The sequence below is a fragment of the Exiguobacterium sp. SH3S1 genome, assembly GCF_004337105.1.
GTDB lineage: Bacteria > Bacillota > Bacilli > Exiguobacteriales > Exiguobacteriaceae > Exiguobacterium > Exiguobacterium aurantiacum_A.
Genome location: NZ_SJUW01000004.1, coordinates 1 through 22,012, shown reverse-complemented (window position 1 = coordinate 22,012; position 22,012 = coordinate 1). Strand labels below are relative to the sequence as shown.

The 22,012-nt window shown below is 55.2% G+C and carries 26 protein-coding genes; 22 read left to right on the top strand and 4 right to left on the bottom strand.

Going from position 1 to position 22,012, the window contains the following annotated elements; translation table 11 throughout:
- The first annotated feature begins 63 nt into the window (after positions 1–63).
- From EVJ26_RS05810 to EVJ26_RS05795, 4 genes are all read left to right on the top strand, one after another.
- Positions 64–399 carry an Asp23/Gls24 family envelope stress response protein gene (locus tag EVJ26_RS05810; protein WP_131438761.1) on the top strand — a complete coding sequence of 112 codons (336 nt, stop codon included), beginning with the start codon at positions 64–66 and terminating at the stop codon, positions 397–399.
- A 201-nt stretch (positions 400–600) separates the two neighbouring features.
- On the top strand, positions 601–1,266 hold the full coding sequence (pgmB, locus tag EVJ26_RS05805) for a beta-phosphoglucomutase (RefSeq protein WP_131456602.1): 666 nt from the start codon (positions 601–603) through the stop codon (positions 1,264–1,266).
- 218 nt (positions 1,267–1,484) lie between these two features.
- A complete protein-coding gene (locus EVJ26_RS05800; RefSeq protein ID WP_131456604.1) occupies positions 1,485–1,898 on the top strand; it encodes a Rok-like winged helix domain-containing protein in 414 nt (137 codons plus the stop codon).
- A 120-nt stretch (positions 1,899–2,018) separates the two neighbouring features.
- Entirely contained in the window at positions 2,019–3,071 is a 1,053-nt protein-coding gene (locus EVJ26_RS05795; protein ID WP_071398025.1) for a glycosyltransferase family 4 protein, read from the top strand.
- Positions 3,072–3,128: 57 nt separating this feature from the next.
- Here EVJ26_RS05795 and EVJ26_RS05790 read toward each other — a convergent pair whose 3' ends face one another.
- Both EVJ26_RS05790 and EVJ26_RS05785 read right to left on the bottom strand, forming a co-directional pair.
- Entirely contained in the window at positions 3,129–4,130 is a 1,002-nt protein-coding gene (locus EVJ26_RS05790) for an LCP family protein (RefSeq protein ID WP_131470051.1), read from the bottom strand.
- 41 nt (positions 4,131–4,171) lie between these two features.
- The gene (locus tag EVJ26_RS05785) at positions 4,172–4,813 is read right to left on the bottom strand and encodes a YigZ family protein (RefSeq protein WP_131470049.1); all 642 of its coding nucleotides are present in this window, start codon (positions 4,811–4,813) and stop codon (positions 4,172–4,174) included.
- A gap of 174 nt (positions 4,814–4,987) precedes the next feature.
- On the opposite strand from EVJ26_RS05785, the gene EVJ26_RS05780 reads away from it, so the two are divergent.
- From EVJ26_RS05780 to treC, 6 genes are all read left to right on the top strand, one after another.
- Positions 4,988–6,112, top strand: a complete 1,125-nt coding sequence (locus tag EVJ26_RS05780) for a sensor histidine kinase (RefSeq protein ID WP_201738337.1) — start codon at positions 4,988–4,990, stop codon at positions 6,110–6,112.
- Positions 6,113–6,134: 22 nt separating this feature from the next.
- On the top strand, positions 6,135–6,830 hold the full coding sequence (locus tag EVJ26_RS05775; RefSeq protein ID WP_131443248.1) for a response regulator transcription factor: 696 nt from the start codon (positions 6,135–6,137) through the stop codon (positions 6,828–6,830).
- Between the two features lie 95 nt (positions 6,831–6,925).
- The gene (locus EVJ26_RS05770) at positions 6,926–7,774 is read left to right on the top strand and encodes a DegV family protein (protein WP_131456614.1); all 849 of its coding nucleotides are present in this window, start codon (positions 6,926–6,928) and stop codon (positions 7,772–7,774) included.
- Between the two features lie 15 nt (positions 7,775–7,789).
- Entirely contained in the window at positions 7,790–8,533 is a 744-nt protein-coding gene (gene treR, locus EVJ26_RS05765) for a trehalose operon repressor (RefSeq protein WP_131470047.1), read from the top strand.
- A 203-nt stretch (positions 8,534–8,736) separates the two neighbouring features.
- A complete protein-coding gene (treP, locus tag EVJ26_RS05760; RefSeq protein ID WP_131456618.1) occupies positions 8,737–10,185 on the top strand; it encodes a PTS system trehalose-specific EIIBC component in 1,449 nt (482 codons plus the stop codon).
- 82 nt (positions 10,186–10,267) lie between these two features.
- Positions 10,268–11,905: an alpha,alpha-phosphotrehalase gene (treC, locus tag EVJ26_RS05755; protein ID WP_131470046.1), complete on the top strand. Its 1,638-nt coding sequence runs from the start codon at positions 10,268–10,270 to the stop codon at positions 11,903–11,905.
- A gap of 20 nt (positions 11,906–11,925) precedes the next feature.
- On the opposite strand, the gene EVJ26_RS05750 is transcribed toward treC, so the two are convergent.
- The gene (locus EVJ26_RS05750) at positions 11,926–12,324 is read right to left on the bottom strand and encodes a hypothetical protein (protein ID WP_131470045.1); all 399 of its coding nucleotides are present in this window, start codon (positions 12,322–12,324) and stop codon (positions 11,926–11,928) included.
- 183 nt (positions 12,325–12,507) lie between these two features.
- Between EVJ26_RS05750 and EVJ26_RS05745 the strand changes: the two genes are divergently transcribed.
- The 11 genes from EVJ26_RS05745 (at position 12,508) to EVJ26_RS05695 (ending at position 20,368) form a co-directional block, all read left to right on the top strand.
- On the top strand, positions 12,508–13,662 hold the full coding sequence (locus EVJ26_RS05745) for a DEAD/DEAH box helicase family protein (RefSeq protein WP_131470044.1): 1,155 nt from the start codon (positions 12,508–12,510) through the stop codon (positions 13,660–13,662).
- Positions 13,659–14,327, top strand: coding sequence for a ComFC family protein (locus EVJ26_RS05740; RefSeq protein WP_131470043.1), 669 nt, complete (start codon positions 13,659–13,661; stop codon positions 14,325–14,327). The genes EVJ26_RS05745 and EVJ26_RS05740 overlap by 4 nt, the downstream gene beginning before the upstream one ends.
- 58 nt (positions 14,328–14,385) lie before the next feature.
- Positions 14,386–14,730 carry a flagellar protein gene (locus EVJ26_RS05735; protein WP_131456626.1) on the top strand — a complete coding sequence of 115 codons (345 nt, stop codon included), beginning with the start codon at positions 14,386–14,388 and terminating at the stop codon, positions 14,728–14,730.
- Between the two features lie 24 nt (positions 14,731–14,754).
- The gene (locus tag EVJ26_RS05730; RefSeq protein ID WP_131470041.1) at positions 14,755–15,006 is read left to right on the top strand and encodes a flagellar biosynthesis anti-sigma factor FlgM; all 252 of its coding nucleotides are present in this window, start codon (positions 14,755–14,757) and stop codon (positions 15,004–15,006) included.
- A gap of 110 nt (positions 15,007–15,116) precedes the next feature.
- The gene (gene flgN / locus EVJ26_RS05725) at positions 15,117–15,473 is read left to right on the top strand and encodes a flagellar export chaperone FlgN (protein ID WP_070328643.1); all 357 of its coding nucleotides are present in this window, start codon (positions 15,117–15,119) and stop codon (positions 15,471–15,473) included.
- A gap of 12 nt (positions 15,474–15,485) precedes the next feature.
- A complete protein-coding gene (flgK, locus tag EVJ26_RS05720; RefSeq protein WP_201738336.1) occupies positions 15,486–16,991 on the top strand; it encodes a flagellar hook-associated protein FlgK in 1,506 nt (501 codons plus the stop codon).
- 6 nt (positions 16,992–16,997) lie between these two features.
- Positions 16,998–17,948, top strand: coding sequence for a flagellar hook-associated protein FlgL (flgL, locus tag EVJ26_RS05715; protein WP_131456630.1), 951 nt, complete (start codon positions 16,998–17,000; stop codon positions 17,946–17,948).
- A gap of 27 nt (positions 17,949–17,975) precedes the next feature.
- Positions 17,976–18,530, top strand: a complete 555-nt coding sequence (locus tag EVJ26_RS05710) for a DUF6470 family protein (RefSeq protein ID WP_236635510.1) — start codon at positions 17,976–17,978, stop codon at positions 18,528–18,530.
- Positions 18,531–18,545: 15 nt separating this feature from the next.
- Positions 18,546–18,983, top strand: coding sequence for a flagellar assembly protein FliW (gene fliW, locus EVJ26_RS05705; RefSeq protein WP_131456634.1), 438 nt, complete (start codon positions 18,546–18,548; stop codon positions 18,981–18,983).
- Positions 18,983–19,210, top strand: a complete 228-nt coding sequence (gene csrA, locus EVJ26_RS05700; RefSeq protein ID WP_016509303.1) for a carbon storage regulator CsrA — start codon at positions 18,983–18,985, stop codon at positions 19,208–19,210. Before fliW ends, csrA begins: the two co-directional genes overlap by 1 nt.
- Before the next feature lie 174 nt (positions 19,211–19,384).
- Positions 19,385–20,368, top strand: a complete 984-nt coding sequence (locus EVJ26_RS05695) for a GGDEF domain-containing protein (RefSeq protein ID WP_236635509.1) — start codon at positions 19,385–19,387, stop codon at positions 20,366–20,368.
- A gap of 30 nt (positions 20,369–20,398) precedes the next feature.
- Here EVJ26_RS05695 and EVJ26_RS05690 read toward each other — a convergent pair whose 3' ends face one another.
- Complete coding sequence (locus EVJ26_RS05690) at positions 20,399–21,313, bottom strand: YitT family protein (protein ID WP_236635508.1); 915 nt, start codon at positions 21,311–21,313, stop codon at positions 20,399–20,401.
- Positions 21,314–21,433: 120 nt separating this feature from the next.
- Between EVJ26_RS05690 and EVJ26_RS05685 the strand changes: the two genes are divergently transcribed.
- Positions 21,434–21,730 (top strand): putative quinol monooxygenase, encoded by a 297-nt coding sequence (locus EVJ26_RS05685; RefSeq protein WP_131456636.1) that lies wholly within the window; start codon positions 21,434–21,436, stop codon positions 21,728–21,730.
- The last annotated feature ends 282 nt before the right edge of the window (positions 21,731–22,012 follow it).

Below are 22,012 nucleotides of genomic sequence, written 5' to 3'. Positions count from 1 at the left end.
TAAACGGCGGTTTTCCGCTACACTTTAGATGGAAACCGAAACTAGAGCTAAGGAAGTGACAGCATGCCATATGAAAATGGAATGAACAGTACAGAAGGAGACGTCAACGTCTCACGCCACGTCGTCGAGATGATCGCCGCGGTCGTCGTCAAAGAAACGAAACACGTGTCGTTCACACAAGAAGACACGAAACTCTCAGAACGTGCGCTCATGAAGCACGTCAAAGTCGATGAGTCGTCGGAAGGCGTCATCATCAACTTGTCGCTCTACATCGCTTACGGTCAATCGATCGTTAAGACGGTGACGGCCGTCCAAGAGCGCATCACCCAAGACATGGATACGATGCTCGCGATGACACCGCTAGCGGTGAACGTGAAAGTCGTCGGTATTCAATTGTAAAATGGTAGGAGGAGCGAAGCGCTCTTCCTATTTTTTATTTTTCTGCGAAAGCGGTTGCATAGATGAGGCGTTATCCGATATAATAGAAATCGAACAAGTGCAACCGTTTGCATCATTGACCAATCGTGCAACGGGTACTTGTCAAGTTCCCTAAATGTAGTCTGAGGACACAAACATTTGAAGGAAAGGCGGAAAGCATGTATGTCGACGATAGAAGCAGTCATTTTTGATTTGGACGGTGTCATCACTGACACCGCGGAGTACCATTACCTCGCTTGGAAACAACTCGGAGAAGAGCTCGACATTCCATTTGACCGCGAGTTCAATGAGACGCTCAAAGGCGTGAGCCGGACTGACTCGCTCGAACGCATCCTTGCGCTCGGCGGAAGACAGGACGATTTCACCCCGGATGAAAAGGCGGAACTCGCCCAGAAGAAGAACGAGCATTACGTTGAACTCATTCAGCATATCTCTTCGGCCGATTTGCTTCCTGGCATCGTTTCATTTCTTGATGAAATTAAAGAGGCCGGTCTCAAAATCGGAATGGCATCTGCTTCAAAGAACGCATTCGCGGTCGTTGACGCACTTGGTGTCCGCCATTACTTCGATCACATTGTCGATGCAGCAACTGTCGCCGACTCAAAACCACATCCCGAAGTGTTTTTGAAGGCTGCCTCTGCCCTTGGCGTGAAACCCGAACATGCCATCGGCGTTGAAGACGCAGCCGCAGGCGTGACTGCAATCAAAGCGGCAAACATGTTTGCTGTCGCCGTCGGGGAAGAGTCGATGCTTGGTCATGCAGACCTCATCGTCGCTTCGACCGATGAACTTTCGCTCCGACGCATCCTCGAACGCGCCGGCGCGTGACAGACTACGTTCATCTTCCGTGAGATGACGACTGCCCCGAACAGTCGTCATCTTTTTTTGTGGGCCAAAAGTCCTAAAAAGACAAAAATGCCCAAAAACAGATGACAAACACATTACACCTCCGTTACACTTTTAGAAGATAATAAGTAATAATTAGAAAATCTTGATTTAAAATAGGTAATCGAGAAGTTCAATTGGATGTAGAAGGGGAATTGTGTATGGAATCTACGAACATCAACGAACATATCTATCGGGAACTGATGGAGATCGAGGAGTCGTATCGTCAATTACAGCGCCGGGCCGAATACTTAATTTCTGAACTGAGCCGGGACAAACGGGAAGAAGAGCTGTCGACAGATCCATCAAAACGGCTGCGTCCGCGTCGCGTCAATCAACGTTATCCGCTCGAGGTTTACGTCCATCAGGTCACAGACCTTTTGAAAGAACGGCAGACGATGAGTGTGCGTGACATCCAGATGGAGCTCGAGCTTCGCTACCGTCACCACATTAGCAACATCTACCAATTGATGGTCAAGATCGAATCGGTCAACCCGGAAATCAAGAAAGTCGGGCGTGGACTATATACATATGCATCAGCTGAAGAAATCACGACTGAACCAGCACACGCTTGACTTTTATCCGACGAGACCGCTCGTCGGATTTTTTGTTGTAACATTTCTGATACGATTTTGGTGACGGGAAATATGCTATAATTCGCCAGAGTCTATTTTTTTGAGAGAGGAAAGTTGGCCATGTTATGGATTGCCATGTTGGTCAGTTTTGTGATGGCCATCTTGATCACGCCGCTCGTTCGCCGGTTCGCTTTTCTGATCGGAGCGGTCGATCACCCGAACGCCCGAAAAGTACATTTACGGACGATGCCGCGAATCGGCGGCCTCGCCATCTTCATCGCCTTCCTGATCGGCTACGCCTTGTTGTTGCCGACGAGTCGTTATAACGAGGCCATCTTGATCGGAGCGGTCATCATCATCTTGACCGGCCTGATCGACGACCGGTTCCAGTTGAACGCCCGCATCAAGTTGATGGGGCAGATGATCGCGACGGTCGTCGTCTTGAACGCCGGGATGCGGATCGAACTCATCAACTTGCCGTTCGACCAACAGCTCTATCTCGGCGCTTGGAGCATCCCGGTGACGGTGCTTTGGTTGATCGGGATCACGAACGCGATCAACTTGATCGACGGCCTCGACGGTCTCGCCGCCGGGGTCTCGAGCATCGCGCTCGGGACGATCGCGCTCCTGGCCATCATTCAAGGGAACGTCTATTTGACGATGATGGCGCTCTTGCTGCTCGCGAGCACGCTCGGGTTCCTCGTCCACAACTTCTACCCGGCGAAGATATTCATGGGGGACACGGGTGCGCTCTTCCTCGGCTACATGCTCGCCGTGTTCTCGCTGATCGGCTTCAAGAACGTGACACTGTTCTCGCTCGTCGTGCCGGTCCTCTTGCTCGGACTGCCGATCTCGGATACGATCTTCGCGATCGTCCGCCGGCTCGTCCAAGGGCGCCCGCCGATGTCGCCTGACAAGTCACACATGCACCACCAATTGATCGATATGGGGTTCACGACGCGCCAAGCGGTGCTCCTCATGTATGGGATGACGTTCTTCTTCGGCATCGCCTCGATTCTGTTCGCGAAGACGACGATGGTCGGTGCCGTCATCACGTTCGTCATCGTCTTGATCGTCATCGAACTGATCGTCGAGTCGACGGAGTTGATCCACCCGAACTACAAACCGATCATCCGGACGTCACGCCGCCTGCTCGGCCGGGCGAAGACGTGACTTGGATATACACATAGAAACGACCAAGGACGCCATGTCCTTGGTCGTTTTTTTAGGTCAATACGTCGTCGTCTCGCTAAAACCGTCGCCTGGGTCAGGTCCACTGTCTTCGGTCGTGACCGGAAGACCGAGTTCTGTTTTCAACAGTGCCCGCTTATCGTTCAAATCCGCCTGGTCCAACTCATAATAGTAGACGCCGCCGATCGTCAAGTCGCCGCCTTCTAGCGTCTCTTGGTTGAACGAGCGGAGTGATTTCGTATACGGCTGGAGCTGGGACGCCTCGGAGAGCGACATGTTCGTTCGGATATTATTGCCGACCGCAGTCATGATCCGGTTGAGCTTCGTGAACGAATTGATCGTCGTCGCCTCGTTGATGATGGCCTCGAGCACTTGTTGTTGGCGCTTGGCCCGGCCGATGTCGCCTTCTGGGTCGTCTTTCCGCATGCGGGAATAGGCGAGTGCTTCCTTGCCGTCTAGCATCTGGACGCCCGGTTCGAGCTCGACGTTGCCGGTGGCCCGTCCTGAGATCGGGATCAACACGTCGACTTCGACGCCGCCGACCGCGTCGACGAGGTCTTCGATGCCGTCAAAGTTGATCGTCGCGTAATAATCGATCGGGATGTCAAACAGCGTCTCGACCGTGGCGATCGTCGTGTCGATGCCGCCGTACGCATACGCATGGTTGATCTTGTCCTTGAACTCGCCGTCCTCCGTGACGATATCGACGTACGCGTCGCGGGGGATACTGACGAGCGTCACTTGGCGAGATTCCTTGTTGAACGTCGCCACCATCAGTGAGTCGGTCCGTCCCTCTTCGAGCGAGGCGCCGCCATCGACGCCGGCGAGCAGGACGGAGAAGTGATTTTTCGTCAAATCGATCGTGTCGTCGCGACGTTCCGATTTGTCGCCACGCGTCAGTTCGCTGTTCGTGGTCTCTGTCGTCTCGTTCGCCTTGAAAACGAAGTAGCCGAAGGCCGAACCGCCGATCAGCAGGACGAGGCCAAGCACGAGCAGACCGATTGTCCACACGGAGCGTTTCTTGCGGGAGTCTTGTTCCATGTCGTCTCCTCATTTCAGTCATTTCTTTTAGTATACGGGACCTAGCGCACAAAATCACGTTCGATGATACGGACGTCCTGGGTCTCGAGTCCGCCTTGACCGTTCGTCAAATCGACGAGCCAGGCGAGCGCTTCCTCGGTCGCTTCGACCGGTACCGAGATGTGGAACGTGACGGTGTCGGCATAGACAATCTCGTCAAGCAAATAAGTGGACTGGCGGAGCTCGTTCTCGACTTTCCCGATCCATCCGTAGTCGACCGTGAGCGTGAGACGTTGCATCGGCAACCGTTCGACGATCCCGACCGCATCGAGCCCGTCACTCACCGTCCCGCCGTAGGCGCGGATGAGTCCGCCGCCGCCGAGCTTGATGCCGCCGAAGTAGCGGGTGACGACGACGACCGTGTCTTTCAAATTGCGTTTACGGAGCACTTCGAGCATCGGCAGGCCGGCCGTCCCGCTCGGCTCGCCGTCATCGTTCGCTTTTTGGAATTCGTTCCGGGCTCCGATGATGTAGGCTGAACAATTATGATTGGCGCTCCAATGCGCTTTTTTGATCGTTTGGATGAACGTCTGGGCTTCCGCTTCGGTCGTGACGCGTTTAAAGTGAGCGATAAATTTTGATTTTTGTATGACGACCTCGTATTCTCCGTCTTGTTTTATAGTATAATTTTGTTCAGTAGACATTTCTGAAAATTCTCCTTTCTATTTTCATGTATTTTTTTTGAAATCGAGTAGGCGTCTGTAGATTAAGTGGCGAATTGTGAAGACAGCCTCTGATTCTTACTGGAAACGAACGCTTATGCAGTCGATAATAGAAACAAATGAGGACTTACTACCGAACTATTAGGGGATGGCATCGTGAATCATATTACCGATCGTACAGCATTAGAGCATATCATAACAAATATGATTGATACGGTGACGGAGAGTAAAGAGGAAATCGTCCGTATAACTGAAAATTCAGCTAATGAGTATTCGTCGATCCAAACGGAGTTAAAAGAGTTGACGCAAAAGATCGAGTTTCACATTAAAGAGTCCGAGCGCCTCGATCTATTAGTGAAAGCGGCGAAGAATAAACTCGTTCAAGTGAGTAAGAAGTTCCATATACATAGTGAGCAAGAGATTCGCGAGGCGTATGAACTCGCCAACCAGATGCAGCTCGAGCGGTTCCTCATCCAAAAAGAGGAGATGGTGAGCCAGCAGCGCCGAAACGACCTCGAGCGGCGGTTGCTCGTCCTTCAGGATACGATGGAGCGGGCGGACCGGTTAGTCAGCCGCGTCACGGTCGTCCTCAACTTTTTACGCGACGACCTGCAGCAAGAGTATTCGGACATGATGAAGAAGCAAGAGATGGCGATCAGCGTCTTCGAGGCGGCTGAGCGTGAGCGGCGCCACCTGGCCCGGGAAATGCATGACGGCCCCGCGCAATCCCTTGCCCATATTTTGATTCGGGCCGACTTGATCGAGAAGACGTTCGACCGAAGAGGCAAGGACGAGGCGTTCGCCGAACTGCACGAGCTGAAACGGCTGATTCGTGGGGCGCTCGTCGACGTGCGCCGCTTGATTTACGACCTGCGGCCGATGTCGCTTGACGACCTTGGCTTCTTGCCGACGCTCGAGCGTTATTTACATCAGACGGAAGAGTACACGGCGATCAAGACGCGGCTCAACTACCGCGGCAACCGGGCACGTCTCTCGGAAAAACTCGAGATCAACGTCTTCCGGCTCGTCCAAGAGGCGGTCCAAAATGCGATCAAGCATTCGAAGACGACGGAAATCATCGTCAACGTCGAGCAAGCGCTAGACGTGATTCACATTCACGTGCGCGATCACGGGGTCGGCTTCGTGCCGAGTATGATCGGGCAAGAGTCGTTCGGCATCGTTGGGATGCGCGAACGGATCGAGCTTGTGAACGGCAGTATCAATATTGATTCGGAAATCGGCAAAGGGACGGTCGTCCGCATGTCGATCCCGATTTTGTAATACAGATAAAGGGGAGTGTACGATGGAAATGACAAATACAATCCGCATCGCAATCGTCGATGACCATGAGCTGTTTCGAGAGGGCTTGAAGCGGATCTTTGATTTAGAAGACGAGTTCACCGTCATCGCTGAAGGACGGACGGGTGCTGATGCGATCCGCATCGCCAAAGAGGAGAAACCGGAAATCATGATCCTCGACATCAACATGCCGGACTTGAACGGGATCGAGGCGACGAAACAGTTGACCGCGGCATCGTCGGACACGCGGGTCCTCATCCTGTCGATCCATGACGACGAATCTTACATAACGCATGCGCTTGAAGCGGGAGCATCAGGTTTCTTGTTGAAAGAAGTAGCTTCAAGCGAACTCATCTCGGCCGTCCGTTCGGTCGCGAAAGACGGGGCGTACTTGCATCCGAAAGTGACGACGAACGTGTTGAAGGATTACCGCCGCCTGCTCCAGTTCAAAGGAGAACAAGCCGAACGGAATGTCGTGAACCGGATGGACGATCCCGTTTATCGGTTGCTGTCGCGCCGTGAGGTCGAAGTGCTCCACTTGCTCGCCGATGGCCGCTCGAACCGCGACATTAGCGACATGCTGTTCATCAGTGAGAAGACGGTCAAGAACCACGTCTCATCGGTCCTTCGCAAAATGGAAGTGAACGACCGGACGCAAGCCGTCGTCGATGCGATCCGCCGCGGGTGGGTCGAGATTTGACCTTGACCGATGCAATACATCGCTTTTGTGCTACAATATGGAATGGAATCTTAATTCAATTGGAAAAACGAAACGATGTAAAGTGAGGATATAGTATGGGAAACATAGCGATTTTGACCGACAGTACCGCTTATTTGCCGGCCGATTTTTGTGAGCGCCACGACGTCCACGTCGCACCGCTCAGCGTCATCTTCGGCGGAGAATCTTTCCGTGAGGCCGTCGATATCACGACGGAGGCGTTTTATGAACGGATCGAGGCGGGGAATTTGCCGACGACATCGCAACCGATCATCGGGGAGACGGTCGAACTGATCGACAGCCTTCCGGCTGAAGTGACCGACGTCGTCGCCATCACGCTCTCGAGCGGGATCAGCGGTACGTATCAATCGATGATCGCCTTGAACAACATGGTCGATGTCAACGTGCATACGTTCGACTCTGAGATCTCGTGCATGCCTCAGGCGTTTCTCGTCGAAGAGGCCGTCCATATGCGTGACGCTGGGGCCTCGGCCGAGGAGATCATGCAGCATCTCGAGAAGACGCGTGAACGGATCCGTGCCTATTTCGTCGTCGATGACCTCGACCACCTCCAACGGGGCGGACGGCTCAGCGCGGCGCAAGCGCTCGTCGGCTCGTTCCTGCAGATCAAGCCGGTCCTTCATTTTCAGGATAGACAGATCGTCCCGTTCGAGAAGATCCGGACGTACAAGAAGGCGGTCCGTCGCATCGAAGAGATGATGGACCAATCGATCGTCGGTGACGGCGCGGGATATTGCATCGGCATTATCCACGCCAACTGCCCGGAACGTCAGGCCGAAGAGATCGCCTCGATGAAACAGAAGTTTCCGCAAGCGCAAGTCACGGGCGGTCATTTCGGACCGGTCATCGGGACACACCTTGGACCTGGCGCGATCGGCATCACGTGGTATCACTGCGAACGATAAACGGAAGACGGCCAAATGGTCGTCTTTTTCGATGAAGAAAGGAGTGGGCTTGTGGCCAAGTATCGTCAAATCTACGAACGGCTCGCCGAACGGATGAAAACGGGTGAGTACGAGGCGGAGTCGAAACTGCCGTCGGAGACAGAACTCATGCATGAATATGAGGCGAGCCGAGGCACGGTCCGTAAGGCGCTCGATCTGCTCCAAGAGCACGGCTACGTCCGCAAACATCACGGCAAAGGCGTGTTCGTGCTACGCCGCGACCAGATCGAGTTCCAGTTCAACGGCATCGTCAGCTTCTCGGAAATATACGCCAGTATGCTCGGACGTTCGATCGAGACGAGCGTCGCCTCGTTCGAGGAGATCGAGGCACCAAGTTGGCTCGCCGAGCGGATGGGCCTTGAGCCCGCCACGCTCGTCTACCGGATCGAACGGGTCCGCAACTTCGACGGGGAGAACGTCATTTTAGACGTGAACTATTTCGTCAAAGACCTCGTCCCCGGGCTGACGAAACAGATTGCCGAGCACTCGATCTATCAATACGTCGAGCGCGAGCTCGGGCAACAGATCAGCTATGCGAAGCGGAAAATCGCGGCCGAGGACGTGACCGAGCTTGACCGGTCGCGGCTCGACTTGGGTCATTACGAATATGTCATCGTCATCACGAACGACACGTTTTTGTACGAGGGCCGGCAGTTCGAATACACCGAGTCCCGTCACCGGCTCGACAAGTTTCAGTTCAGCGATGTGGCCCGTCGTTAAGGCTCCTTCTTCAAGAAGGGGTCTTTTTGTCGTTTTGAATCGGGAGGAGAGGGAACAAAAATAGTGAACGCTTGTCACACAGTCGTCACGATAAACTTATATAGATAAGTTGTTGACAGGACTCGTCTATATAAGTTAAACTTTGTTTGTAATCATATGTAACCGTTCTCAACAAACGCTTTCACACAAAGGAGGCCTATCTTATGAAGGCAGATTATCGTCAAATCGCCGCGGATATCCTAGAAGCCATCGGAGGCAAGGATAACGTCGATAAAGCGGCGCACTGTGTCACGCGACTCCGTCTCTCACTGAAAGATCAGTCGCTCGTCAATGAGGCAAAAGTAAAAGAAGCCGATCTCGTCAAAGGGGCGTTCGAGAATTCGGGCGTGTACCAAGTCGTCATCGGTGCCGGGGACGTCGAGCGCGTCTATGCCGAGTTCATCAAACTCGCCGGGCTCGAGGCGGCAACGGTCGCTGAAGTCAAATCGTCCGGCGGCAAGAAGATGAACCCGCTCCAAAAACTCGTCAAAGTGTTCTCGGACGTGTTCATGCCAATCATCCCGGCCATCATCGTCGCCGGTCTCTTGATGGGGATCAACAACTTGCTCGCCTCAGAAGGATTGTTCGTCGACGATGCGACGCTCATCGAGGCGTATCCGAACTTGCAAGGCTTATGGGACCTCATCAACATGATGGCGAACACGGCGTTCATCTTCCTGCCAGCCCTCGTCGGTTGGTCGGCAACGAAGCGTTTTGGCGGCAGCGAAGTGCTCGGTATCGTCATGGGTCTACTGCTCGTCCACCCGGACTTGTTGAACGCATGGGGTTACGGGCAAGCGGCGCTTGAAGGCGATATCCCGACGTTCGACATCCTCGGGCTGTTCGAAATCGAGAAAGTCGGCTATCAAGGTCAAATCTTGCCGATTTTGGCCGCGGCCTTCATCTTGAGCCATATTGAAATGTTCTTGAAAAAACATGTTCCGAACGCGATTCAGCTACTCGTCGTGCCGATCACGACAATCGTCGTCACCGGCTTCCTCGCCCTTGCGATCGTCGGACCGGTCACACGTGGAATCGGTAACGTCATCGCGACGAGCCTCGTCAACGTGTTCGAAGCAGTACCGATTGTCGGTGCGCTATTGTTCGGTTTGTTCTACGCACCGCTCGTCGTCACGGGGATGCACCACTTGTTCATCGCGATCGACTTGCAACTCATCGCGGAGACGGGCGGCACGTTCATCTGGCCGATGCTCGCTCTGTCGAACATCGCCCAAGGTTCGGCGGCGTTCGCTATGTTCTTCGTCTACAAGCACAACGCCAAACAAAAGAGTATGGCGTCGACGTCAGCGATCTCGGCTTACTTCGGGATCACCGAGCCGGCCATGTTCGGGGTGAACTTACCGAACAAATTCCCGTTCTACTCGGCGATGATCGGATCGGCGACTGCCGCCATCTTCATCACGCTGAACGACGTCCAGGCCATCGGGATCGGCGTCGGGGGACTCCCTGGCTTCCTGTCGATCTTCACGGACAAGATCTTGCTCTTCATCGTCGGGATGATCATCGCGATCGTCGTCCCGTTCGTGCTCACGTTCGCCTTGTCGAAACGCTACATGAAAAAAGGCGAACTCAAAGAAAACAAAGTTGCATAATAGGGGAAAGACCAGGGGAGGGACGGAGGTTCTTCCCCTTTTCCTATCAAAATGAAAACTCTTACAAAAGGAGCTGTCGTTCATGACACAAACAAACTGGCGCAAATCAGTCGTCTATCAAATCTATCCAAAAAGCTTTTACAGCCCGGAAGGTAACGCTACCGGCTCGATCAAAGGAGTGACGTCGAAACTCGATTATCTGGCCGAGCTCGGTATCGAATATATTTGGATGACACCGGTGTACAAGTCGCCGCAAAACGATAACGGGTACGACGTGAGCGACTATTACGCAATCGACCCGTCGTACGGGACGATGGATGATTTGGACGAGCTCGTCCGCGAGGCCGAGGCGCGCGGGATCGGACTGATGATGGACATCGTCGTCAACCATTCGTCGACCGAGCATGAGTGGTTCCAAAAATCGCTCGCCGGTGACGAACGGTACCGGGACTATTACATTTGGCGCGATGAACCGACGAACTGGGAGTCGAAGTTCGGCGGCAACGCCTGGAAGTACGACGACAAGAGCGGCCAGTACTTCCTCCACTTGTTCGACGAGACGCAGGCCGACTTGAACTGGGAGAACGAACAGATGCGCGAGGACGTCTACGAGATGATGCGCTTCTGGCGCGAGAAAGGCATCAAAGGGTTCCGCCTCGACGTCATCAACTTGATCTCGAAGCAACAGGACTTCCCGGAGGACGAGTCGGACGGCCGCAAGTTTTATACGGACGGGCCGCGCATCCATGAGTTCTTGAAAGAGATGAACCGCGAAGTGTTCGAGGGGCATGACGTCATCACGGTCGGCGAGATGTCGTCGACGACGCTCGACCATTGCGTCCGCTACTCGAGCCCGGACGAGCGCGAGCTCAGCATGACGTTCAGCTTCCACCACTTGAAAGTCGACTACCCGAACGGCGAGAAGTTCGTCGCCGCACCGTTCGATTTCGTGCAGCTGAAAGATATCATGTCGACGTGGCAGGAAGGGATGCACGGCAAGGGGTGGAACGCCATCTTCTGGTGCAACCACGACCAGCCGCGCGTCGTCAGCCGCTTCGGCAACGATACCGACCACCGCGTCGAGAGCGCCAAGATGCTCGCGACCGTGCTCCACGGCCTGCAAGGGACACCGTACATCTATCAAGGCGAAGAGATCGGCATGACGAACCCAGGGTTTGACTCGCTCGACGAGTACCGCGACATCGAGACGCTCAACATCTACAAGTTGAAGCGCGCCGAGGGCGTGTCGCACGAGGACATGATGGCCGCCATCAAACAGAAGTCACGCGACAACTCACGGACGCCGATGCAGTGGGACGCGACGCCGCACGCCGGCTTCACGAGCGGGACACCGTGGATCAACGTGGCGCCGAACTATACGGAGGTCAACGTCGAGACGGCGCTCGACGACCCGGATTCGGTGTTCTACCACTACAAGAACTTGATCTCGCTCCGCAAAGAGCTCGACGTGTTGACGGACGGGGACTATACGCTGTTGACGAAACAGGACTTAGACGTCTGGGCGTACACGCGGGGGACAGCCGACGAAGAAGTGCTCGTCGTCGCCAACTTCTATGGGCCCGAGACAACGTATGAGATTCCTGAATCGTTCACGTGTGCCGACGTTGTTAGCCATAACTACGACGTGCCGCAACTCGACGGGACGACGTTGTCGCTCCGGGCGTACGAGGCGATCATGTTCCATAAACGTAACGCATAAAGCATAATCAGAAAAACTCGTCAGACGACTTCGTCTGACGAGTTTTTTTGATTGCATAGTAAGGCATCACGTCGGTCCAATGACAGGGAAACGTCCGACGAGGCGCTCGCGGCATCTCCGAAATTGTCGTCCACGACTTCCCCCGCTCGAGTGACGCGCACCCACAATTCAGTGTCGGCATGGGACGGGGACGCGTACAACACGTAATATTTCGCATCGTACAGAGATAAGTATGTCACACCAATCACGTTAAGTTCCAGCTCGGGATACGTCATATCGACATAGGTTTCGGCTGCTCGGACGGCTCGTTGTTCGGCCGCGTCGCTACCGTTCAACACATACCAAATCCACCAACCGAGGCAAAACACAGCAATCATTCCTAAGCCGGTTAGTACGTTATGGATAGGTCGTTTAAACATGAAATCCTCCTCATTTCCAATTAATGGTCTACTCGTAGTATAGTCGGTAACTTTATTTTTCACCTCCGTCTGTCGCATGATATGACTTGATGTATTAGCATTAACCGTTCCTGTTCCATCAACGAGCATGACATGTGGACTTAACGATTATATGCTAGTGTCAGTGAAAAAGGACTGATTTTATTGGGACACCTCGTCGTTAGTCCGACCGGGAGACCGGCCATCCGCTTCGGCGTCTGTCAGCGCTGTCTGAGCACCGATATCCGCGCGTTCACCTGTCATCACGGCGCCTGTCAGTACTGTCGCAACTGTCTGCACCTCGGGCGCGTCTGCCGCTGTGACTGTTTAGAAGAGCGGGATATCACGACACCGCCTGAATCGACTGAACTCGTCATACCGTTCAAGCTGGCAGACGCGCAACAACGTGTCAGCGAGCAATTGCTCACGTGGTGGGAGGAACAAAAGACCGGTCTCGTCCACGCCGTCTGCGGCGCCGGCAAGACCGAGATGGCGTTCCCGGTCATCGCTCGCATTGTCAATGAAGAGAAACGAGTGCTCGTCGTCTCGCCACGGCGTGACGTCGCCATCGAGTGGGCCGACCGGCTCGAGGCAAGCTTCACCGTCCCGGTCACAAGGCGGTACGGGGGCGGGGACAAGGAATCGATCGGGATGATCACCGTCGCGACTGCCCCGCTTCTTGTGAATTTGCGCGACGTGTTCGATTATGTCCTCGTCGACGAGTCGGACGCGTTCCCGTTCGCTTTCGACTTGTCGCTCTGGTGGACGCTCTGGCGCGCCGGGAAAGGTGTCTTCTTGTTCGTGACGGCGACACCGACGCTTTGGCAGGGCCAGTTCCCAACCATCCATTTGTCGCGCCGCTACCACGGCCACGACTTGCCCGTGCCCCGGCTCGTCAAACAGACCGAGTCAGCCATTCTCGACTTTTGCCGGAGCCATGAGGCGCCGCGCCTATTGTTCGTCCCGACGAAACCGGACCTTGTCCGTTATGGAAAGCTGCTTGAGACGGCCGGGCTCGACTACCGGGCCGTCTCGGCCGACACCGACGCGCGACCGGATGCGCTCATGTGGCTAGAGTCGACGAACGGCATCGTGCTCGCGACGTCGATTTGGGAGCGCGGCATGACCGTCCGCGGCGTCCAGGTCGCCATTCTCGATAGTGACCATCGGCTGTTCTCGACGCGCGCCCTCATCCAGATGGCGGGTCGGGCCGGACGGAAGCCTGACGCGCCGACCGGGGACGTCGTCTTGTTCTATACCGAGCGGACGTTCCGGCAAGACCGGACCATCCGCGCGATCGAGGAGGCGAACCGGCGATGAACTGCCTCGTCTGCCGCCAACCGATGACGGTGCCGTGGAGTCCGGCGACGCTATTGAAACGCGACTGGGTCTGTCCGGACTGTGAAACGATGTTGACCCCGCTCGAGCCGGGCTGTCCCCGCTGCGGTCACCCGAGCCCAGACGGGAAGACGTGCCCGGACTGCGTCCGCTGGCTCGCGCTCGGTCTCGATTTGACGGTCCGTTGCCTCTACGCCTACGACGAGGCCGGTGCGACGTGGCTCCATCGCTTCAAGTTCGGCGGGGACGTCGCGCTCGTCGGTCATGTTCGGGACACGTTACGAAACGCGCGTGAGCCGGGCGTGATTTACGTGCCGATCCCGCTCGGGGAGGAGCGGCTTTTGAGGCGTCGCTTCAACCAGGCGGACGTGCTCGCCCGATCGATCGGACCGACAAAACAACTCCTTCAAAAAGAAGAGGTTTCAAGTCAGCGTGAATTTGGGAAAGGAGAAAGGCGGCACCGTCCAAACCCGTTTGCTGTACAAGCTGCGACTACATATGGGAAAATCGTGCTCGTCGATGACGTCTATACGACCGGCACGACGCTCCACCAAGCAGCGTACACACTGAAGAAAGCCGGCTATGCAGAAGTTTCTGCGGTTTGCCTGTTCCGGGCGCTAAACAAATCAAAAATGCGTCCGATATAAAGGGCAGAGGTGAATGACATTGGAAGCAGCAACTTGTCAGATGTGTGGGCGTTTGTTTATGAAACAAAGCCGCTCGCCGTACTGTCCGTCATGCAGTGAAGTCGATTTCCAAAACTTCTTGAAAGTTCGGGACTTCATTCGGGAACCAGCCAACAAACAGACAACGATCGGGGCCTTAGTCGAAGCGACAGGTGTCTCCGAACTTGATATCACGCGATATATCCATGAAGGACGCTTGATCATCAAGGACAACCCAGCAATGAGCATCGCTTGTGTGCGCTGCGGCAAGGCGACGAACGAAGGAAAAGTTTGTTCGGCTTGTCAGGCGGAGATGCAGCAAGAACTACAAGGTTTACAAGCAACTGTAACCAAAACGAGCGCTCGCGCTTATCGTTTGGACTAACAACTTAGAAGAGGGGGGACACGCATGCGCATCGATTCTGCAAAGTGGGTACATTTACCGAACACTTACGAGAAGAAAACGCAAGCCGAGACGAAGCCCGAGCTAACACGCCAAACGGACCGAATATCGATATCGGCAGAAGCCCGCGCCCGGTTTGGAGAACCGGTGAAAAATCCGGACCGTCTTGAGAAGATCAGCGCCTTGAAGGCGGAGATCAACGCAGGGACGTATACACGGGACGCGCGCGACATCGCCAAACGCTTTCTACAAGGATGAATGGAAGCGAGGTCCGCTTGAGGCCTTCGCACTTATAACACGGCACGGAAGCTGACTAGACAAGGGAACCCCTTTTTAGTCAGCTCTTTTTTTGGAAAAAGGAGACCATTATGCTCACATTACATACACGTTTACTCGAACTCGCTTACGCAAAAGAACAACTGCTCATCAAAGGTGATATGCCCGCTTTCAGCGCGCTCGTCAAAGAAGAAGCGACGATTGTCCGACAAATCGGACAAAAAGAGACGGAACGACTTCAAGGTTTGCTCGTTTTGGACGATGAAGAGAAGGAAGCGCTACGACCGGTGCTGTTCGAACTGAAGCGACAGAATGAACTGAACGCGACGTTGCTCGAACAGTCGCTCCGGTATATCAATTGGCATTTGGACATGCTCATGCCAGAAGCAGACGATTTCACATACGGGCAACAGGCGTTCGAGACACGCTCGTTCAGCCGTGACGTATAAGGAGGAACATTCATGGGCTCAACATTTATGGGATTAGAGACGGCGCGACGCAGTTTGACGACGCACCAGTGGGCGCTGCAGGCGACGGGGAACAACGTCGCCAACGCCTCGAACCCGGGTTATTCGCGCCAGCGGCTGACGATCGGCATGACCGAGCAACTGAGTGTCAACTTCGGCGGAACGAAGGCCGGACAGTTCGGCACCGGTGTCCGCGGCGAGACGCTCGCCCGCATCCGTGACTTGATGGTCGACCAACAGTACCGTGACGAGACGGTCAAAAACTCGTTTTACGCGACGAAAGAAGCGGCGTTCGGCCGGATGGAGGATATCATCAACGAACCTTCTGAGAATGGTCTCGCCAAATCGCTCGACTTGTTCTGGGGATCGCTCCAAGACTTGTCGGTCAACCCGGATGACACCGGCGCTCGCAGCGTCGTTCGTCAACGGGCGATGACGCTCGCCGAGACGTTCAACTATATGTCGTCCTCACTCACGAAAGTCCAAGACGATTTGAAGTCAGAAGCTGACGTCGTCATCAAGAAAGTGAACGACCTGTTGACGAAGATCAGCGACGTCAACCGCCAAATCGGGGACGCGGAACCGCTCGGCGCGCTCCCGAACGAACTGTATGACGCACGTGACCGCTACATGGACGAGCTCGCGCAATATGTCGAGTTCGAGCGCAAACCGGTCGACTACTTGAACGGTGAGACGCGCGGTAACTCACAGCGGATGGCCGAAGGGCGGATTGATATCGTCATCAATTTAGGCACGGAGAAAGACCCGAATAAAGTTTCACTTGTGGATACTGCATCTGGAAAAGTCGGCGTGTTTAACGGTCTTGACTTAAAACCTGCGACTGGTCCTGACGTCAAGTTGACTCATGAAACACTCCCGAACGGAAAGTGGAAAGCGCTCGTCGAGATGTACGGCGATGCGACGCCCGAGGGCGGTGGCGTTTCTGGTAAGTTCGCGAAGATGCTCACCGATTTGGACGAGATGGCGAACAAGTTCGCATCGGCGTTCAACACGGCCCACAGCATGAACAAAGACGCGTCCGGCGACCCCGGGACGGCGGACTTCTTCGAACAGACGGCTAGCGCCGCCACGATCAAAGTGAGCGACGCCATCATGAACAACCTCGACTTGATCGCCGCGTCACAGGACGGCAACATCGGGGACGGGAGCGGTGCGCTCGCCTTGGCGAACTTGAAGTCGGCGACGCTCGACTTCGACGGATCGGTCACGACGGAGACGTCAATCGGCAAGTACTATCAGAACGTCATCGGCAACATGGCCGTCTCGGCGAGCCAGAGCGGAAGCCTCGCCAAGAGCACGTTCGCGCTCATGGCGAGCTCGGACCAACGCCGTCAATCGGTGAGCGCGGTCTCGCTCGACGAAGAGATGACGATGATGATCCAGTATCAGCACGCCTATAACGCGGCGGCACGGAACATCACGGCGGTCGACGAGATGCTCGACAAAATCATTAACGGCATGGGTGTCGTAGGGAGGTAATGAGTAATGCGTGTCACACAGACGATGCTCACACAGACGAACTTGAAACATTTATCGAGCAGCTATAACACGCTTGCCCGCGTCCAGGAACAACTGATCAGCGGGAAACGGATTCAAAAAGCGTCCGAGGACCCGGTCGTCGCGATGCAAGGCATCCGTTACCGGACCGAAGTGCGCGAAGTCGATCAGTTCCGTCGTAACGTCAGCGAAGCGACGAGCTGGATGGACTTGACCGACTCGACGTTGAACGAAGTGACGGAAGCCGTCAAACGGATCCGTGAACTGACGACGCAAGCGGCGAACGACACGTATGAGTCGTCGCAACGCGAGATCATTAAGAGTGAGATCGACCAACTCGTCGAACATATCGGTTCGCTCGCGAACTCGAAAGCCGGCGAGAAGTATATTTATAACGGGACGAAGACGGATCAGCCGCTTATCGATATGGACAAGTTAAAGGGCTATTTAAAGAATGATCCTTTAAATCCGGTCACGATTGCTGAAATTTATACAGCAAACGAAATACCCGGCGATCCTGACCCGAGCGGTAAAATCGAGTTCGAAGTCTCGAAAGGGATCAAGATGCAAGTGAATATGCAACCGGAGACAGTCTTTGGACAAAAGCTGTTTGAGGGACTTCAAAAGTTAAGTGGCTTGCTTGGGGCAGCGACGACAGGTGGGGCCGATCTATCAGCCGAACTGGCGACGCTCGACACGCTCGGTCAAAGCTTGATCACGGAGCGGGCCGAACTCGGGGCTCGCGCCAACCGCCTCGAACTCGTCGATAATCGTCTGCAAGACCACGAGATCATCGCCAAGACGATCATGTCGAACAATGAAGATATCGATATCGAGAAAGTCATCATGGAGCTCAAGTCACATGAGACGGTACACCGGGCCGCACTCTCAGCCGGGGCCCGCATCATCCAGCCGACGCTCCTCGACTTCCTCCGGTAAGCGCGGATGAACCTGGCGAGACTTGAGATGCGGCAGACGCAGGCCGCGATCCAGATGACGTCGAACCGCCCCGTGCTCGAGATGAGACAAGGGCGGGCCGACGTGTCGATGACGCAAGGCAAGGTCGAGATGACGCAACAGACGAGACAAGGCACGCTCGAAGTCGACTCATCGGTCGCACGCAGTGAGAGCAACTTGAAAAGCGCGCTCGAACTCGGCCGCTACTTCGGCCAGCTCGGCGAACAAGGCGTGCGTGAGGCGACGAGTCAGGCGGCCCGGGAAGGCGATCAACTGATGCGGATCGAGAACGGCAACCCGATCCCGAGCATCGCCGCGAGTAAAGTGAACGACCCGTACCCGATCGTCGACATGGGCTATATGCCGAAGTCGATCGACCGCGTCAAGTTGACGTATACGCCGGCGGATGTCAAAATCGAATGGAACCTGACGCCGGCACAAATAGATGTATCGCTTACCCCGGCCGAGATTTCGTTCACACCATGGACGACGGACATCTCGCTTCGCCAAGAGGCGTCGCTCGAGATGTGGCCAATCGGTGGCATGTATGATGAGACGCGTTGAAAGTGAGGACAAACCATGTTCATTGAGACAGATTATTTTGGCAAGATTGAAGTGAATGATGAAGAGACGATTTCGTTCGTCAGCGAGGTGCCCGGTTTTCCGGACTCGAAGACGTTCGTCCTCATTCCGTACGGGGACGACCTCCCGTTCTGGTCATTGCAGTCGATCGAAGATGCGGCTTGTGCGTTCGTCGTGACGAACCCGTTTTGGCATAAGGCGGATTATGCGTTCGAACTGACGGACGGTGCCAAGGAGCAACTCGCGATCGGTGAGGCCGAGCACGTCTCGGTATACGCCATCGTCACGCTTCGCGAACCGTTCGACGCCTCGACGCTCAACTTGAAGGCACCGATCGTCATCGAGACGAAAGAGCGCCGTGGCAAGCAAGTCATCTTAGACGATGCCTACTCGGCCCGCTACCCGCTCGGCGGCCAGAAAGCAGAGGTGCGCTGATGCTCGTATTGAAACGAAAACAAGGTGAGGCGATCCATATCGGCGACGATGTGACGCTCACCGTGCTCGCCATCGAAGGCGACCAAGTCAAGCTCGGCATCGACGCCCCGCGTCACATCGACATCCATCGCCACGAGGTGTATGTCCAGATGCAAACCGAGAACGAATCGGCCCGCGATAGTGCCAATTTGATGAAACAAATGCTTAAAAACAAGTCGGAAGCATGAGCTTTCGACTTTTTGGCTGGCTGAATTTTTAGATAGGCTGACACGTGTCACACGGGTACGATAGGATAGATAGGAAGAATTGGGAAAGGATTGGGTCGATTGGGTCAGGTTGTAAACATTTTTTTCATTAATATCAGCATCATTTATTTGCTCATTTCGTTGACGTTTTATGTGATGCGTGACGTTTTGCCGATTCAAGTGTCATCACCCATCTCGATCCGCATCGGGTTCGGGCTGTCGAACGGACTGATCGCTGTGTTGCTGACGATCAACTCAATCGTCGTCGACGGGGCCAAAATCGACCTGCGGATCATCCCGTTCGCACTCGCGGCGGCATTCGCCGGTCCGGTCGGGGTGACCGTCGCCATCATCACATCTGTCGCGGCCAGGTTGATGACAGAGGGATTCAGTGCGGTCATCATGAACGCCTTCGTCATGATCGGCATTTTTTGGGTGATTGCCGTCGGGCTCGGTCGCCAATCGGTGCGCCGAGGTCATTCGTTCGCGGTGTACATCGCGATCGGCATGGCGCTCGTCCTCGTCCGCGTCGTCGGCAACGTCTCGCTCGATACGTTTATTGACGTGTTCATCCCGTATTTCCTGATGACATCGCTCGGGGCTTGGATGTGCTACTGGGGTGCCAAGAAGTTGGAGACCCACCTTTGGATGTTCCGTCTGCATACCCATCGGGCGACGGTCGACGAGTTGACGGGACTCCCGAACCGCTACATGACGCTCGAACGGTTGAGCGAGGTGGAACTGTCAGGTCGACCGTGGGCACTCTTCGTCATCGATGTCGACCATTTCAAGCAATTGAACGATACATATGGCCATCGTGCCGGCGACGAGGCGTTGCGTCAAATCGGTGAGACGTTACGCCTGAACTGCCCGGACGGGGGATTTGTCGGTCGGTACGGCGGCGAAGAATTTTTGATGGTCGTCGAAGGTGCAGGGGAGGCCGTCGTGGCGCTTGCCGACGCGGTCGTCGATGTCGTCCGCGAGACACCGTTCACGTTCGAAGGGGAAACGATCCCGATGACGATCTCGATCGGGGCGTCGGTCGCCGACGCCGAACCGAGCATGCTTGTGTTCGAGCGGGCCGATGCGGCGCTCTATGCGGCGAAGATGAGCGGACGCGATCAGGCACGTTTAGGATAACGCGAAAGGTCGGCCCCGGGGCCGACCTTTTTAGTGGATATTTTTCTTTTTGAACTGTCCGCCCCGGACGTCATAAATGTTGCCGATGGCGAGGAACGCCTTCTCGTCATAGTCGTCGAGGATGTCTTTCAATTTCGTCTCCTCTAGACGGCTGATGACGGTGAAGATGACTTTCTTACCGTTTCCCGTGTACGCCCCTTCGCCGTGAAGGTACGTCACGCCGCGGCCGAGCCGGTCCATGATCGCCTGACCGATCTCATCCGGTTCGGTCGTGATGATCCACGCCGATTTCGATTGGTCGATCCCTTCTAACACGATGTCGATCGTCTTGAAGGCGACGAAATAGGTGATGAGCGAGTACATGGCCCGGTCCCAACTGAAGACGAACCCGGCCGTGCCGAGGATGAAGATGTTGAAGAACATGACGATCTCGCCGACGGAGAACGGGAGCCGGTCCGTGAACGACACGGCCAAAATCTCGGTCCCGTCGAGCGAACCGCCGGCCCGGATGACGAGTCCGATCCCGGCGCCGAGCAAGAAGCCACCGAAGACGGTCGAGAGGAGCAGATCGTCCGTGAACGGTTCGATCGAGTGAAACAGGATCGTGAATCCCGACATGAGTAAGATGGCGACGAGCGTGACGACGGCGAACGTCTTCCCGATCTGACGGTAGCCGAAGTAAATGAACGGCAAATTGAACAGGACGAGCCAGATGGCGATCTTTGTTTCCGTCAGATAAGAAACGATGATCGAGACGCCGACGATGCCGCCGTCGATGATCTGGTTCGGGACGAGGAACGCCTCGAGCCCGATGGCGAAAATGAAGGAGCCGATCAAGAGGAGCAGCGCTTTCGCGAAGAGCTCGGTCGGTTTGATTGGATTATGTTCCCGCTTTAAGCGGAGCACTTCCTCCGGGGTCGGGGAAGGCATCGGTGGACGCTGCATCGCGTATCGCCCCTTTCCTTTTTGTTTTAGTATAGCAAACCTCACAACGGATTTTACGGTCGAGGCAGGAAATCTGACACAAATTATGGAACAAGTCGAGAATCAGGAAGGAGAGATCTCATGCGTCCATATGGATTGTTCGGCAAGTTGACCGCTATTCCGGGTGAGCGTGACACGTTGCTCGCGATCTTGCTCGAGGCGGCCGAGGCGATGAAACAAGAGTCGACGTGCGCTATGTACCGGGTGAACGTCTCACTCGATGACGATTCGATTCTCGTCTACGAGGTGTGGGAAAGTGTAGACGCCCATCAACAGTCGCTCTCGCTTGAGACGACGAAGACGCTGATCGAGCGGGCGCGACCGGTCTTGGCCAAAGTCGAGCGCTTGGCCGTGTTCGAGCCTAGAGGCGAATATTGAAAAACATCCACGTCCGCGGAGAGGGCACTGAAAAACTTCAAATGATTTTAAGCAGATGAGCGTCGTCCCGGATGGGATGACGCTCATCTGCTTTCATTGCCCTTCGAGCCGCCCTGTCCGGCACGCCGCTTTCCTGGGGGCGGTCAGCGAGCCGTATCGCGACGATGTCGCTGCTGGGTCTCGCCTTGCCCGCTGTTCCCCCGGGAGTCGGCGTGCCCTCGGGGCGACGCTGTACGTCCTTGCCGTTTCGGACTAAACTGGCTATAACTACACATCCTGGAG